A 14,913-nucleotide genomic window follows, 5' to 3' on the forward strand; every position below is an offset into this window, starting at 1 on the left:
ATGTCTCAGCCAAAAATCTGGCTCGGCGTCAGTTTGAAAATGTACTTCGGCTATCAACAAACGTTGCAATGGTGTCGCGATGTGGCGGCATTAGCCGAGCATCAGGCGGTGAAAAGCGGCGACGTCGGATTGTTTGTGTTACCGGCTTATCCAGCCATTCCTGCAGTTGCCGAGATTTTCGCGCATACGCCGGTGCGCTTCGGCGGTCAGAATGTTTGTCAGGCAGAGAACGGCGCCTGGACCGGTGAGGTTAGCGCCAGTATGTTGCAGGAACTAGGCTGCTCGCTGGCAGAAATTGGTCACGCTGAGCGCCGTCGTCACTTCCATGAAGACAAGACACAAATCGCCGCTAAAGTGGCGATGTCGCTGCGCCACGGCATAACGCCGGTGCTGTGCATCGGCGAAGAGCAGCAGGCGGAACCGCAGCAGGCGATAGCGCTGTGCGAGCAGCAGCTTGCCGAAGCGCTGGCCGAGTCTGCGCAGCAGGGATTAAAAGGTGAAGTGTTCTTCGCTTACGAACCGCAATGGGCGATCGGTGCGCCGCAACCAGCACCAGACAGCTACATCCGCACGGTGTGCGCCGGATTGCAGCAGCTCGCCACGCCGCCTGGTATCAGCCTGAAAGTTATTTACGGCGGCAGTGCCGGCCCGGGACTGATTCAGCGCCTTGGCGCGGACGTGAATGGCTTGTTCCTTGGGCGCTTTGCCCACGATCCGAAGGCGTTGGCCCACATTATTGATGAAGCCAGTGAGCTGGCTCAGGAGCGCCGTTAATGAGCCGTATCGGACTCAGCACCTACGCCTTTTTCTGGCGCATGTCGTCGAAAGTACCTCATCCGCTGACGCTGGAGCAGATGCTGCAGCAGACCGCCGATCTCGATGTGTCAGTGTTTCAAATCTGCGACTATCCGGCGATTGAAAGCTGGTCTGACACACAACTGCTGACGTTGCGTCAGCAGGCCGATGCGCTGGGCATCACGCTGGAACTCGGCACGCGCGGCCTCGGCACTGAGCATCTGCGCCGTTATCTGCATATGGCGGAAATCCTTGATGCGCACGTAATACGTTCGATGTTCTACACCGCCGATCACCGTCCATCGCTTGACGAGGCCGCCGAGCTGATTGCCAACGTGTTGCCAGATTTTGCGCGTCAGCAGGTGCGTCTCTGTCTGGAGACATACGAGCAGGTGAACAGCGGCGCGATGATGTCGGTGATCAATACGTTTCTGTCGCCGTGGCTCGGTGTATGTCTCGATCCCGCTAACTGTGTCGCCGGACTCGAATTGCCAGAGCAGGTGATTGCCAACACCGCTGCGCGTGTCGGTAATCTGCACATTAAAGACTTTGCTTTCACGCGCCGTGATGGCTGGGTCGGCTTTACCTTTGCCGGCTGCCCGATGGGCGAAGGCTTGCTGGATTACGACCGGATGATCGCCAGCGTGCGCCCGGCGGATAAAGGCATTAACCAAATCGTCGAACATTGGTTGCCGTGGCAAGACGATGCCGCTGTAACCTGCGAGCGAGAAGCCGAATGGACTCGCCGCACCGTTGAATTCTTACGCAGTAAACAAGATCAGGAGTAACACTATGAGCGAGCAACTGAAAACCATCACCGTGATTGGCGCGGGCGGCAAAATGGGTATGCGTATTTCTGCTAACTTCCAGAAAAGCGCTTACCAGGTATTTTACTGTGAGAATTCACCCAAGGCGCAAGAGCAGGTCAGCGCACAAGGTCGCGAACTCTCTGACGCCGCGTCAGTGGTGCCATTGAGTGACGTGGTAATCCTGGCGGTGCCCGATATCGTCCTGGGCAAAGTGTCTGAAGGCGTGGTGCCACAGATGAAACCGGGCGCGATTCTGCTGACGCTGGATCCGGCGGCGGCGTATGCAAACCTGATCGCGCATCGTGATGGCATTGAATACGCGGTGGCGCATCCTTGCCATCCGTCGGTGTTCCTTGAGCGTTACACCAAAGAAGAACATGCCGATGCGTTCGGCGGTATTGCAGCCATTCAGCATGTGGCAGCATCGTATGAAACCGGTTCTGATGAGCAGAAAGCCGAGCTAAGCAACGTGATCAGCGTGATGTATGGCCCGGTTGAGCAAGTGCATTGGGTGACCGTAACGCAATTGGCGTATCTGGAACCGACGCTGGTGGAAACCGTGGCCTGTATGGTCGGCGCATTTATGAAAGAAGCGCTGGATGAAACCGTAAAACACAGCGGCGTGCCGGAAGAAGCGGCCAAAGCGATGCTGTATGGCCATATTCAGATCGCGCTGGCCGTGGCGTTCCGCGCCACCAACCCGTTCTCGGATGCCTGCATGATCGCTATGGAATACGGTCGTGAGAAGATTGTGAAGCCAGACTGGAAGCAAATCTTCGATCAGAAAGAGCTGGATATCGTGATTGCCCGTATGCTGAAAATCGACGCCATCAAACGCTAAGCGTGACGCTCGACCGACTCGCGGCGCTGTTGTCTGGCGAAGCGAGTCGTATCAATGATATAACTCCCTGCCAAAGTCACATTAAGCCGGTATTTTGTAGGGTCGCCATTGATGGCGACCAGGTGCGCATAAATGCGCACCCTACGTGGTACGCTTGCAGCATCTTAACATAACACCCAAACAAGACAGGTTACGGATGGAAAAAAACACGCTTTCTCAGGACTCCGAGCTGCTGACGGAAATTGCCGTCGCCTACTATCAGGACGAAATCACCCAGGAGGAGATTGCGCGTAAGTTTGGGATTTCTCGTATTAAAGTCGGCCGATTGCTGAAACGTGCTCGTGAAGAGGGCATTGTCGAAATCAATGTGCGTTACCATCCTGTATTCAGCACCCGCCTCGAACAACAGCTGAAAAATCGTTTCCCCCAACTGCAACGTGCGCTCATTGCGCTTGATCAGCCCGATCAGGAGGAGCAACGTCGTCAGGTTGCTGCACTGGTGTCGTCACATTTAGCGCAGTCGTTGAAAGACGACGCGATTGTCGCCGTGGGGCAAGGGCGCAACGTCGCCGCTGTCGCCGATTATCCCGGTCAGGTCCAGACGCGGAATTGCCTGTTCATTAGCGGCATTGGCGGCACGCACCGTCCCGGCGATGCCATCAACGCGGATCACATCAGCCGCCGTATGGCGAAGAAATTCGGTGGCATCAGCGAAACGCTGTATGCGCCCGCCTATGTTGAGAACCGTGGGCTGCGTGATGCCTTTATGCAAAACGGCACCATCAAAGAGACGCTGGACCGCGCGCGTAAAGCGGATGTGGCGTTGGTGGGCATCGGCGACATGAATGAAAACAGTTATATGGTGAAACTCGGCTGGTTTACGCCGCATGAAATCATCGACGCCAGCGTTAATCAGGGCGTAACCGGGGATGTCGCCGGCTATGACTTTTTTAATGCTCAGGGACAACACGTTGATACCGTGATGAACGATCGTGTTATTGGACTCAGCATTGATGAGTTACGTAAAATCCCTTGCGTGATCGCTATTGCCGCCGAGAACACCAAAGCGATGGCGATCCTTGGCGCACTGCGCACGGGTGCGATAGATATTATTGCGACGACCGCGCAGAACATTCGTACCATATTGAGTTTGTCGCAGTAGCGGTCAATGTCGTGTCAATTTGGCTGGGGTGAGGCGCCTTCGCGCTTTGCCTGCCAGCAATCAGCCTTATTCCATAACGCGAAGTGGCATAACCTAACGATCTTGTTCGCGCCAGGTACAGGATATATCCTGTATTTTTCCTTGTTGAGAATCCTGCCAGATGAAAGACGCACGCTTGCTCTCGGTTGAAAATCTCTCACTGCACACGCACGATCGCCGCTTGCTGGTGGATAACATCTCCTTTCATCTCGAGCGCAAAGAAATCCTGGCGCTGGTTGGCGAGTCGGGTTCCGGCAAAACCTTAACTTCACTGGCATTGATGAATTTACTGCCTGCGGGCGTGCAACAGCGTGGCGGTCGTGTGGTGTTTAATGGCGAGACGCTTGATGCGCGCACCACCCAGCAACTACGCGGTTGCCGCATCGCCACGGTATTTCAGGAACCCATGACCAGCATGAATCCCACGCTGCGTATTGGTGAGCAGATTGCCGAAGTGCTGGTGCGGCATCGTCAGTTCAGCTGGAAACAGGCGCAGCAGGAAGCGATTGCGCTGCTGGATCGCGTCGGCATCGTCAATCCGGCGCAGCGTGCGCGGCAATATATTCATCAGCTGTCGGGCGGAATGCGGCAACGTGTGATGATCGCCAGCGCCATCAGCGGTCAGCCTGAATTGTTAATTGCCGATGAACCGACCACCGCGCTAGACGTCACCATTCAGGCGCAAATTCTGGCGCTGCTGCAGGCGCTGCAACAAGAGATGGGCATGGGGATCTTATTGATCACCCACGATCTCTCCGTCGTGGCGCGCTACGCCGACCGCGTTTGCGTGATGAAGCAAGGGCAGCTGGTTGAACAGGGCGCGGTACTCAATACGCTGGGCGCGCCCACCCATCCCTACACGCGGAAATTGATTGCTGCCTCGGCGCCGCAGATGCCGGAAGCGGTCGCGCCGGTGGTACAGCCGCCGCTATTGGTGCTGCGTGACATCAGTAAAAGCTATCCGTTGCCGCGCCGCATGCCGCTGTGGCCGGCCAAACGACAAACCGTTTTGTATCCGGCCAATTTGTCGATTGCGCAGGGCGAAATTGTCGGGCTGATTGGTGAATCTGGCTCCGGCAAAACCACGCTGGGCAGCGCGGCCATTGGCCTGATTGCGGCAGATGGCGGTGAGGTACACTTTGAAGGTCAGCACCTGCAAGGGCGTCAGCTCCATACCTTACGTCGCCATACGCAAATTATTTTCCAGGATCCTTATGCCAGCCTGAACCCCAAAATTCCGGTCGGAGAGCAGATCGCCGAACCGCTGCGCGTCTGGCAGCTACGCAAAGGTGCCGCGGTGGATGAGCGGGTCAAAGAACTGCTGACGCTAGTGGGATTGAAAGCCGAACATGCCGGACGCCTGCCGGGCGCGTTTTCAGGTGGGCAGCGTCAGCGTATTGCCATTGCGCGCGCGCTGGCGATGGAACCGAAGCTGCTGGTGGCGGATGAAGCGGTGGCGGCACTGGATTTATCGGTGCGCGGGCAGATTCTCGCGCTGTTCAATACGCTGCGGCATACGCTGGGATTATCAGTGTTGTTCATCAGCCACGATCTCAGCGCGGTGCGCCAGTTATGCGATCGCGTGGTGGTGATGTATCACGGCAAGATTGTGGAATCGGGTGCGACCGCCAGCGTAATTAATCATCCGCAGGACAATTACACCCGTCAACTGCTCGCCGCCGCGCCCGACATTCAGCAGGCGCTGGCGCTGCGGTTAGCGGCCGTGTAACAGCGGCAGATCGAGATGCTCGGCCCATTCATGCCAGGAACCGACATACACCGAGACATGTGCATAGCCCGCCAGCGTTAACGCCGCCCATACCGTGGCGGCGCGGGCACCGCGATGGCAATAGACCTGCAACTGCGCGTGCTTACTTAATCCAGCGGCCTCGGCGCGTGTAGCAATCTCCTGCGCAGGTAAGTAATGGCCGTCGGCGATGACCTCTTCCCAAAACAGCAGCTGTGCGTGCGGAATGCGTCCAGCGCGTTGACAGCAGGCATGTGCAAAGCTGCCATCGAACTCGCTGGGACGACGCGCATCAACGTTGATTATCGCCACGCCATCCGCCGCTAAAACCTGTTCACGGCTGCAAACCACATCGTTATTCCACGCAGGGGCGCTAACTGTGGGTGGATGCGCCACGGTGCGGCTCAAGCCCAATCCCGGACTGAGGTCATATCCCGCGGCGATCCATGCATCAACGCCGCCATCCAGAATCAGGGCATCCTCACGCTTGAGCAGCCATGCGAACCACGCACCGCGTGGTGAACGCATGCCAACCTGCTGTTCGAAAAACACCGGCGTGGCACCGGGATAGGCGGTAAACATCGGTTGCAGCGCGGTGGCGGCTTCTGCTGCCATCATCGCTAAACCTTGCTCGCTGCCATCCTCAATAAAATAGTCGTAGACGTTGCAGTGCTGTGCGCCGGGTAATGTGCCGCGTTGCCAGTCGGCAAATTCGCGCACATCGATCAACAGAAACGCTTCGCCGCATGCCAGGCGCTGATGCAGTGATAGCACATCAATGATCATGCAGAACTCCTGAAAACAGCGGCTGTAGCGAACCGAGTTCGTCGTGCTCGGCTGCCAGCAAGACGCGCGCGGCGAGGGCGATATCAAAGACGTTGAGGCCAAACGAGGAAAAATAGACGCTGTCATCGTGCTGTGGCCGCCAGTTATCCAGCAGCAGCGCCGCGAGGTCGGCTGCTACATCCTGCTCACGAAACTCACCGGCGCGGAACATCTGGAACAGGCTTTTGGCGCTGCGCTGGGCGAAATCACCCCACGCATCGACCATCACTTTGCTGCTGGCTTTAATCGCGGCAAAACTGACTTCGTGATAGCCGACCTGCACAATCATTCTGCCGGGACGCACTGCTGTGGCATCGACAATCGGCTGGTCTGCGCTGGTACAGGTCAGTATTGCGTCATAAGGCTGTGCTAAGGCGAGTGGCAGATCGGTTTCGATCTGCACTTCGCGCAACGCGCTAAGTTTGAATGGCGAGCGATTCCACACGCCAATCTGTTCCAGCTGCGGAAACAGCTGCTGCAGCATGCGGAGATGCGCCTGAGCATGCAGACCGGCGCCGAGTAGCAGCACACGTTTCACCGGACGCGGCGCGGCCAGCTGTAATGCCAGCGCGCTCACCGCAGCGGTGCGGGCAGCCGTTAATGCGCCGCTGGCCAATAAACCACGCGGAATGCCGCTCTGCGCATCATTAATCAAGGTTAACGCTAATGCGGCGGGCAATACATCAGGTCGCTGCGGACGATGTGCGGTCCACTTCACGCCAGCGGCATTGTAAATTCCGCCGACGCGCGCCGGTAAGGCATAGGCTTTACCGAGTGGCGTACCAAGGTCGATGTGATTTTCGGCGGGCATCTGTGCTTCACCAAGCCGCATCAGGCGGATCACCGTTTTGACGTCTTCCAGCGCCAGAGCAACATCACCGCCACCCAATTGCGCGACAGTGGCTTCATCCAATACACGCAATAAGGCTTCCATTATTGCTCCAGCAGTCGGTCGGCGAACGGATAGAGCGCCGGAGAACCACCACAATGCACGAAGGTAACGCGCGAACCCTGCGGAATACGCCCTTGCTCCACCAGTGCGAACAGGCCGTGCATCGCTTTGCCGGTGTAGACCGGATCCAGCAGCACGCCTTCCAACTGGGCGAGTTTATAGATGGCGGCAATGCCGCCGTCCGATGGCACGCCGTACGCCTGACCGACATAGCTATCTTCTATCCAGATATCATCCGGCTGCCACTGCTGCGGCCATTGCAGCAGATCGGCACAATCCTGCGCCATGCCAGCAATGCGCGGCTGGAACCAGTCGGCTTTGGCACTAACGCTTACACCAATGACCTGAGTATGGGGCCAATAGTGACGCGTACCCACATGCAAGCCTGCCAGCGTGCCGCCGGAACCGGTGGGCGCAACGATGAAATCGGGTGCGGGCGTCTGGCTGGGTGCCAACTGCGCCGTCATCTCTTCCACCGCCCGCACATATCCCAATGCGCCGAGTGGCGTCGCGCCACCCAGCGGAATAATCATCGGGATTTCACCTTGCGCAATAGCTGCATCAGCGTGCGCCTGCATTGCGCCTTCAATTTGCGAGAAATAGCCGTCGGGATCGAGGAACTGCACCTCGGCGCCAAACAGCTTGTCCAGCAGCAGATTACCTTGCCAGCTGGCGGGCGGATTGCCCCGCAGCACCAGCACAGGGCGCATACCAAACTTGCGCGCCGCGGCGGCCACCATGCGGGCGTGGTTCGACTGATGCCCGCCGGTGGTGATCACCACATTCACGCCTGTTTTGCAGGCCTCCGCCATCAGATACTCCAGCTTGCGCACTTTGTTGCCGCCGCCGCCGAAGCCGCTGTAGTCATCACGTTTTATCGTCAGCGTAATCCCAAGTGCCTCACTGAGCCGCGGCAGCGGCTCGTGAGGCGTGGGGAAGAAGCCGAGCGGAACGCGTTCAAACTCTTCTACTGATTTCATTATTTACGACCTTTATTTTTGTGTACTGCGGTGTTTCCCTGGTGTGGCGCGACCCGGCCAATGGCCGAATCATTGAATGCGTTGAGCCATAAGCTCATGGATTGCTGGAAGCGTTCGAGTCCTGCCAGCGTGACAAATTCATTCACGGCGTGCGCGTTGCCGCCGTGGCCTAAACCGCCAATCAGAAAGGCGGGCGCGACGGCCGCGAAGGCGTAGGCGGGCGCACAACCTGGCGCCCACGGCCAGATTTGCGGTGCCGCGCCCAGCGTTTGATAGCTGGCGATCAAGGCATCGACGCCGCTGGCGTTGCGGCTAAAGCGCACGCCGGGATAGCGATCGAACAGTTGCAGTTCACTGCCGGCTAAATCAGGTTGCGCCAGGCGCTGCTGCGCGGCTTCAATCATCGCATCCTGATCGAAGCCCGGCGGAATGCGGAACGCCAATTCAGCGCTGGCACGGAACGGAATCACGCCGCGTCCGCCCGGCGGATCGCTGTGCAGTTCAGCCAGCGTTAGGACCGCGCTACCGAGCAGCGTTTGCAGGCAGCTCAGCGTGTCGCCTTCGATCATCAGGCGCTGGCTGCGACGGAAGTGCAGTTCATCATCAATGCTAAATTCTGCGGCGACTGTGGTTAGCAGGGCATTCGCCTCATCGTCCGTTGGTTTGCATGCCAGCACGCCGCTGTGTTCAGCAGGCGCAATGGCATTCAGCGCGTTGACTAAGCGCCACGCCGGATTGGCTATCCAGCTGGCATTGCTGGCATGAATTGCCGACGACGGTCCGCCCCACGCGCCACCGGTGACGCTGAGGCGTCCGCTGGCCAGTCCGGTAAAGCCGAGGTAAACGCGTGGCGCGCCGCCGCCGTATTCGCACAGTGACGGAAACAACACGGCTTCCGCGGGGGCAATCGGGCAAGGTTGTTGCGCTAAATAGCGACGTAGCGCGCCGCTGCCGACTTCCTCTTCACCTTCGAGCAGGATTTCGATATTGAAGTCGAGCTGCTGGCGCTGCTGCAGTTCGCGCAGCAGGATCAGCAAAGCGGCGACCGGGCCTTTGTTGTTTTCAGCACCGCGTCCGACAAACACCTGGCCGAGTTCAGGCCACTCGCACACGCCGCCGACAAACGGCGACACATCCCAACCTGCCTCATCCGCAGGCATCACATCGTACATGTTGTACAGCACCACGGTTTTGTCGCTGCCGTTATCGATGCGCACATGCACCAGCGGCGGGGCGTCGCCATTTTGCGACGCGACCGGAAAAATCACTGTCGCCGCGAGATGCGCCACCATCCACTGTTCCAGCCAGGCGGCCAGACCGCGCTGCGCAGAGAGCTGACCGGCCACACTCGGCCAGCGCGTCAGTTCACTCAGCAGATCTAAGGTGGCATCAAGGCGACTCATAAACGAATCCTCGGGTTCAGCACCAGATAGAGCAGGTCGATCAGCAAATTGATTGCCACGAACACCACTGCGGCGAGCAATACAATCGCCTGCACCAGCGGGAAATCGCGGTTTTGAATCGCCTGAATCGCCAGACGACCAATGCCCGGCCAGGCAAAAATAATCTCAGTCACCAGTGCGCCGCCGAGCAGCGAGGCGAAATACATGCCCTGCACGGTGATTACCGGAATCAACGCGTTACGCAAACCATGGCGTACCACGATGCGCCAGGCGCTGAGCCCTTTGGCGCGCGCGGTCCGGATATAATCCTGTTGCAGCACATCCAGCAGGCTGGCGCGCGTCAGGCGTGCCACGGCGCTCATGTAAAACGCGCCGAGGCTTAGCGCCGGCATCACCAGCGCGGCGAAGGTGCCGTAACCGCTGGACGGCAGCCACTGTAACTTCAGGCTAAACAGCAGAATCAGCAGCAGTCCGAGCCAGAACACCGGAATCGCCTGACCGGAGAAGGCCAGCAGGCGGCACAGCAAATCCCACAGGCTGTGTGGTCGCAGGGCGCTAATAATGCCGAGCAACAAACCCAGCAGCGAACTCCACGCCAGCGCACTGACGGCTAGCAGCGCGGTTGCGGGTAAACGTTCGGCGATCAGCGCCAGCACCGGCTGGCTGTAACGCAGCGATTCACCAAAATCGCCGTGCAGCACGCCGCCGAGGTAATGGCTGTATTGCCACAGCAGCGGACGATCAAAGCCCATGCTGTGACGAAAAGTAGCAATCTCCTGCTGGCTGGAACCGGGCGGCATCATCAGCGCCGCCGGATCGCCCGTCATATGCAGGCTGAAAAAAATCAGCAGCGACACGCCAAGCAAGACTAAAACCGATTGGCCAAGGCGATTAAGCAGAATATTCAGCATCTCAATCCAACCTTGTATGCGTGCGACGTAACAGCGCATCGCCGAGCAGGTTGCAGCCAATCACCAGCGCCGCAATCACCAAACCGGGATAGAGCACCAGCCATTGCGACAGCAGCATGTAAGAGCGGCCTTCACCAATCAGATTGCCCAGCGTTGGCGTGGGTGGCTGAATGCCCATGCCGAGAAAACCCACCGAGGCTTCGAGCACGATTAAACGCGGGATATCCAGCGTCAGCAGCACCACCAGCGGTGTTAGCAGATTGGGCAGAATATGCCGCAACAGCACGCGCAGTGGGGAAAAGCCCATGGCGCGCACCGCCTGAATGTATTCCAGTTCGCGAATTTCTAAGGTTTTGGCGCGTGCCACGCGGGCGTATATCGCCCAACTGGTGCAGCCCATAATCACGATGATGTTGGTGAGCGATGCGCCCATCAGCGCAATCACCAGCAGAATTAACAGAATAAACGGCACCGCCAACTGGATATCGATCAGGCGCATGATCAGCGCATCAACCCAACCCCCGGCGTAACCGGCGATCATGCCGAGCGCGACGCCAATCACCGCGCCAATTGCTGCCGCGACCAATACCACCAGCAGCGACAAGCGCGTGCCGGAGAGTATTCGCGCCAGCAAATCGCGGCCCAGTTGATCGGTGCCGAGCCAATGCGTGGCTTGCGCGCCGGAACTGCCCGGCGGCAGGAACATCTCATTGAGGTTGTTACTTAATGCATCAGGCAACGGCAACCACGGAGAGAGCAGCGCCGCGGCAATCACCACGATCAGCAAGACACTGCCGATCACCGCATCGCCATAAATCAGGCGGCGCGGACGGCGCTGCAGCACGGTGCCTGGTGAAATCATTTCAGCCTCAGGTCAAACAGCGGGATGCGGGCATCGACGCGGCCTTTGAAGTTGAGCGACGTGCTGTGCGCATACAAGGTGTCTTCACGGTATAGCGGCAGCAGCGGCTGCTGTTCAGCGACGCGTTGCTGAATCTGCTCTAACACTTTTTTGCGCGCAACGGGATCAACAATCTGACGACTTTGGTCGAGCAGCTTATCCAGCTCCGCATCATGGACGGTGGAATAGGGCTCGCCGCTGCGCAGAATCGGGAACAGCGCGGCATCGGCATCTAAAGTTTGGGTGGAGCCCCACGCCAGCATGTACATCGGTGCCTGCTTCTGTGACGCGACCTGCTGGGTATAAACCGACCATTCCGGCACGTCCAGTTCGGCTTTCACGCCAATTGCCGCTAAATCCTGCACGATGGCTTGTGCTACGTCGGCGCTGGCGATGTAACGGCGCGGTGCCTGGAAGCGCAGGGTAAAGCCGTTGGCGTAACCGGCTTCTGCCAGCAGGGATTTGGCTTTCGCCACATCCTGCGCGGTAGCCGGAACCGCCAGATAACCGAAGTCATTAGCGCCTGCCATGGTGCCGGTTGGCGTGCCGAAACCGTGCAGCAGCTGCTGGGTATAAGCCTGGCGATTCAAGGCTAACGACAGCGCCTGACGTACGCGCACATCACTCAGCGGCTTCTCATCCTCTTTAAGGCCGAGATAAATCGTCAGCCCGCCGCCTTTTACTTGTTCCAGCTCGACGTTCGGGCGATTTTTCAGCGCCGGCACTAAATCGGCAGGTACACTTTCAATCAGCTGCACTTCGCCGGTCAGCAGCGCGGTAAGACGCGCGGTGGCTTCAGGAATTGGGCGCCAGGTGACGCGGTCGATGGCCGGTTTACCGCGCCAGTAAGTTTCGTTCGCCACCATCACCACTTTTTCATCCGGGATGAAGCTATCGAGCTTATAGGCACCGCTGCCCACCGGTTTACGTGCAAACTCGCTGGCACCCACTTTTTTCACATAGGCGGGTGGCACAATGTAAGCCGGATAGCGGCTCATGCGTGTCGGCAGCAATGGATCCGGGCCGTTGGTATGGATCTGCACTTGATAATCGTTGATCACTTCCACCGATTTGATGGTGCGGATATAGGAGATGGTCGGCGCGTGATTGGCGGGGTCTAAAATACGATCGAGAGAGAATTTCACCGCTTCGGCATTCACCGGCTCGCCATCAGTAAATTTCACATCCTGGCGCAGGGTAAATTGCCAGGTGGTTTCGTTAATCGCTTTCCACTCAGTGGCTAAGCCCGGCTGTAATGACATGTCATCGGCGCGGCGCACTAAGGTATCGAAGAGGTTATCCACCAGCGTGGCAGATTCTTTCAGAAAGCCGGGATCCATCGCCGTGGCAGACGTGGGTTGGCCAATGGTGAGTTCTGCGGCCTGTACGGTTGGCATCAGAGCAAATAGCAACGCGGTGGTGGCAAACTTCACTGCAGGTAGTCTCATAACATTTCCCAAATTTGCCAGCGGCAAGGTAGTGAAAAGAGTGGATACTGCCAGAATCAAGACTGTGCTTATTTGTAATACATGATATATCCTATAATCTGGCAGGTTGGCAATAAAACATTAAAAATAACTTACCATTTGCGAATTTCAGTAAAAGGCTCTCAACGAATGATCGAAATGGATAAAGCGCAGCGCATGAGTTTGACCGCGCAGGTAGAATCGTCACTGCGCAGCGCGCTGATAGTCGGCAAGTTAAAACCTGGCGCACGGCTGGTGACGCGCGATCTGGCGGCGCAGCTTGGCACCAGTATCACGCCGGTACGCGAAGCATTATTACGTCTGGTTTCTGCGGGTGCGCTGGATGCCACGCCGGCTGCGGCTTTTCTGGTTCCCGATATGTCGCGCCAGCGCTTTGAAGAAATCACCCTGATTCGTAAGCAGCTTGAAGGTTTAGCGGTGAGAGCGGCGACGCCATTTGTGGGGAAAAAACAGATTTCCGAGCTGAAAAAACTCTGCGCGCGCTACATGCAAGCCAAGCAAAGTGGGGATGCGGAAGCGGCGTTAGAAGCCAATCGCGCGTTTCGTTTTACGCTCTACCGCTTTGCGCAAATGCCCACGCTTGAAGCACTGATTGAGCAACTTTGGGTGCAGATTGGTCCGTGCTTTAACTATCTTTATCCGCAGCCCGCCGAGGTGGTAAAGGGGCATCATAATTACGATCGTCTGCTGGAAGCGTTAGAGGCGGGTGATGCGGTCACCAGTGAAAAGATATTGATGAAAGCGATTGATGATGGCGCTGCGATACTCAAGCAGCACTATTTTAATCAGTAAAAAACAAATTAGCGCGATGAATCGCGCCGCTACAAATACGTGCATACATCCGTAGCGGCGCAATTTATTGCGCATCCTTTAACCGCGCAGTCACCGCAATGACATAAATCCTTCATTTCCTTCCGCTAGCTTACCGCCATTCTGATTTCTGGATTGCGGATGCATGAGCCACCTTTCGCTACATCACATCACTAAAGCCTGGGGCGAGAAAATTGCCCTGGATGACATCAGCTTTGACGCGGCAGAAGGGAGCTTCGTTGCGCTACTCGGCCCATCGGGCTGCGGCAAATCGACGCTGCTGCGCACCATCGCCGGACTGGAAACCGCCGATCGCGGTACAATCCATTTTAAACACGCCGATATCACCCATCTGCCGCCGTCCCAGCGCAAGCTTTCGATGGTGTTTCAGTCTTATGCGCTATTTCCGCACCTCAACGTACGCGAGAACCTGCTGTTTGGTTTGAAAGCGCGCGGCGAGGAGAAACGATCATTTGCCCAACGCCTCGAAGACGTCAGCACGTTAATGGAGCTGGATACGCTGCTGGAGCGTTTGCCGTCGCAGCTTTCCGGTGGGCAGCAGCAGCGTGTGGCGCTAGGCCGTGCGGTGATCGCCAATAACACGCTGTGTTTGATGGATGAACCGCTGTCGAATCTCGATGCCAAGCTGCGTCAAAGCATGCGCCGTGAAATTCGCGCGCTGCAGAAAAAACTCGGCTTGACCATGTTATACGTCACGCACGATCAGACCGAAGCGATGAGCATGGCCGACAGCATTATCCTGCTCAACGATGGCCACATCGAACAGCACGGCACGCCGGACGATCTCTATAACAATCCCGCCAGCGTATTTGCCGCGCAGTTCATTGGCGCACCGCCGATGAATATCCTGCCGCTGCAGCAGCACGGCGCGTATCACTATTTGCTGCCCCTCACCGCGCCGGTGGTGGAATACCGCGACGCGCCGCTGAGTCTTGGATTGCGTGCCGAAGATATCCAGCTGATCGCTGCAGAACAGGCGGCACTGACCGCGCGGGTGATCAGTGCTGAATATATGGGGGCTGATACTTTGCTGGTGTGCAATCTTGCCGACTTCGGCGCACCGCTGACGGTCAAAGTGCCTGGCATGCAGCGCTTCACCGATGGCAGTGAAGTGGGATTGCAGTGGTCCGCCGCGCGGCAATATCTGTTTTACAGCAAGAGCGGGAAGCGCTGTGCGGATGCCGAGCGCCAAATGTTTGCCTCACAGAAAAAATATGCCGTTTAACCGTT

General features: G+C 57.6%; 14 protein-coding genes. 7 read left to right on the forward strand and 7 right to left on the reverse strand.

Going from position 1 to position 14,913, the window contains the following annotated elements; translation table 11 throughout:
• The 5 genes from ACRQ84_RS05215 to ACRQ84_RS05235 all read left to right on the forward strand — a co-directional run bounded on the left by ACRQ84_RS05215 (position 1) and on the right by ACRQ84_RS05235 (position 5,375).
• Positions 1 to 774, forward strand: a complete 774-nt coding sequence (locus tag ACRQ84_RS05215; RefSeq protein ID WP_483817361.1) for a triose-phosphate isomerase family protein — start codon at positions 1 to 3, stop codon at positions 772 to 774.
• Complete coding sequence (locus ACRQ84_RS05220; RefSeq protein WP_483817362.1) at positions 774 to 1,583, forward strand: sugar phosphate isomerase/epimerase family protein; 810 nt, start codon at positions 774 to 776, stop codon at positions 1,581 to 1,583. Before ACRQ84_RS05215 ends, ACRQ84_RS05220 begins: the two co-directional genes overlap by 1 nt.
• A gap of 4 nt (positions 1,584 to 1,587) precedes the next feature.
• A complete protein-coding gene (locus tag ACRQ84_RS05225) occupies positions 1,588 to 2,445 on the forward strand; it encodes a phosphogluconate dehydrogenase C-terminal domain-containing protein (RefSeq protein WP_483817363.1) in 858 nt (285 codons plus the stop codon).
• Between the two features lie 196 nt (positions 2,446 to 2,641).
• Positions 2,642 to 3,607 (forward strand): sugar-binding transcriptional regulator, encoded by a 966-nt coding sequence (locus ACRQ84_RS05230; RefSeq protein WP_064738654.1) that lies wholly within the window; start codon positions 2,642 to 2,644, stop codon positions 3,605 to 3,607.
• Between the two features lie 160 nt (positions 3,608 to 3,767).
• Positions 3,768 to 5,375 carry a dipeptide ABC transporter ATP-binding protein gene (locus ACRQ84_RS05235; protein WP_483817364.1) on the forward strand — a complete coding sequence of 536 codons (1,608 nt, stop codon included), beginning with the start codon at positions 3,768 to 3,770 and terminating at the stop codon, positions 5,373 to 5,375.
• Here ACRQ84_RS05235 and ACRQ84_RS05240 read toward each other — a convergent pair.
• The 7 genes from ACRQ84_RS05240 to ACRQ84_RS05270 are packed head-to-tail and all read right to left on the reverse strand — an operon-like array spanning position 5,361 to position 12,813.
• The gene (locus ACRQ84_RS05240; protein WP_483817365.1) at positions 5,361 to 6,179 is read right to left on the reverse strand and encodes a sulfurtransferase; all 819 of its coding nucleotides are present in this window, start codon (positions 6,177 to 6,179) and stop codon (positions 5,361 to 5,363) included. The genes ACRQ84_RS05235 and ACRQ84_RS05240 overlap by 15 nt on opposite strands.
• Positions 6,169 to 7,152: an ornithine cyclodeaminase gene (locus ACRQ84_RS05245; RefSeq protein ID WP_483817366.1), complete on the reverse strand. Its 984-nt coding sequence runs from the start codon at positions 7,150 to 7,152 to the stop codon at positions 6,169 to 6,171. The genes ACRQ84_RS05240 and ACRQ84_RS05245 overlap by 11 nt, the downstream gene beginning before the upstream one ends.
• Complete coding sequence (locus ACRQ84_RS05250) at positions 7,152 to 8,150, reverse strand: 1-aminocyclopropane-1-carboxylate deaminase/D-cysteine desulfhydrase (protein WP_483817367.1); 999 nt, start codon at positions 8,148 to 8,150, stop codon at positions 7,152 to 7,154. The genes ACRQ84_RS05245 and ACRQ84_RS05250 overlap by 1 nt, the downstream gene beginning before the upstream one ends.
• Positions 8,150 to 9,553, reverse strand: a complete 1,404-nt coding sequence (locus tag ACRQ84_RS05255; RefSeq protein ID WP_483817368.1) for a M20 family metallopeptidase — start codon at positions 9,551 to 9,553, stop codon at positions 8,150 to 8,152. The genes ACRQ84_RS05250 and ACRQ84_RS05255 overlap by 1 nt, the downstream gene beginning before the upstream one ends.
• Positions 9,550 to 10,464 carry an ABC transporter permease gene (locus ACRQ84_RS05260; RefSeq protein WP_064738660.1) on the reverse strand — a complete coding sequence of 305 codons (915 nt, stop codon included), beginning with the start codon at positions 10,462 to 10,464 and terminating at the stop codon, positions 9,550 to 9,552. Before ACRQ84_RS05260 ends, ACRQ84_RS05255 begins: the two co-directional genes overlap by 4 nt.
• Before the next feature lies 1 nt (position 10,465).
• Complete coding sequence (locus tag ACRQ84_RS05265; RefSeq protein ID WP_064738661.1) at positions 10,466 to 11,326, reverse strand: ABC transporter permease; 861 nt, start codon at positions 11,324 to 11,326, stop codon at positions 10,466 to 10,468.
• A complete protein-coding gene (locus ACRQ84_RS05270) occupies positions 11,323 to 12,813 on the reverse strand; it encodes an ABC transporter substrate-binding protein (RefSeq protein WP_483817369.1) in 1,491 nt (496 codons plus the stop codon). Before ACRQ84_RS05270 ends, ACRQ84_RS05265 begins: the two co-directional genes overlap by 4 nt.
• 168 nt (positions 12,814 to 12,981) lie before the next feature.
• Here ACRQ84_RS05270 and ACRQ84_RS05275 point away from each other — a divergent pair, with 168 nt between their 5' ends.
• Together ACRQ84_RS05275 and ACRQ84_RS05280 are read left to right on the forward strand one after the other, a co-directional pair.
• Positions 12,982 to 13,644, forward strand: a complete 663-nt coding sequence (locus ACRQ84_RS05275; protein ID WP_064738663.1) for a GntR family transcriptional regulator — start codon at positions 12,982 to 12,984, stop codon at positions 13,642 to 13,644.
• 163 nt (positions 13,645 to 13,807) lie between these two features.
• Positions 13,808 to 14,908 carry an ABC transporter ATP-binding protein gene (locus tag ACRQ84_RS05280; protein ID WP_483817370.1) on the forward strand — a complete coding sequence of 367 codons (1,101 nt, stop codon included), beginning with the start codon at positions 13,808 to 13,810 and terminating at the stop codon, positions 14,906 to 14,908.
• Positions 14,909 to 14,913: the final 5 nt, after the last annotated feature.

The sequence above is a fragment of the Pantoea sp. E2023-21 genome (genome assembly GCF_051302795.1).
Taxonomy (GTDB): domain Bacteria; phylum Pseudomonadota; class Gammaproteobacteria; order Enterobacterales; family Enterobacteriaceae; genus Pantoea; species Pantoea ludwigii_A.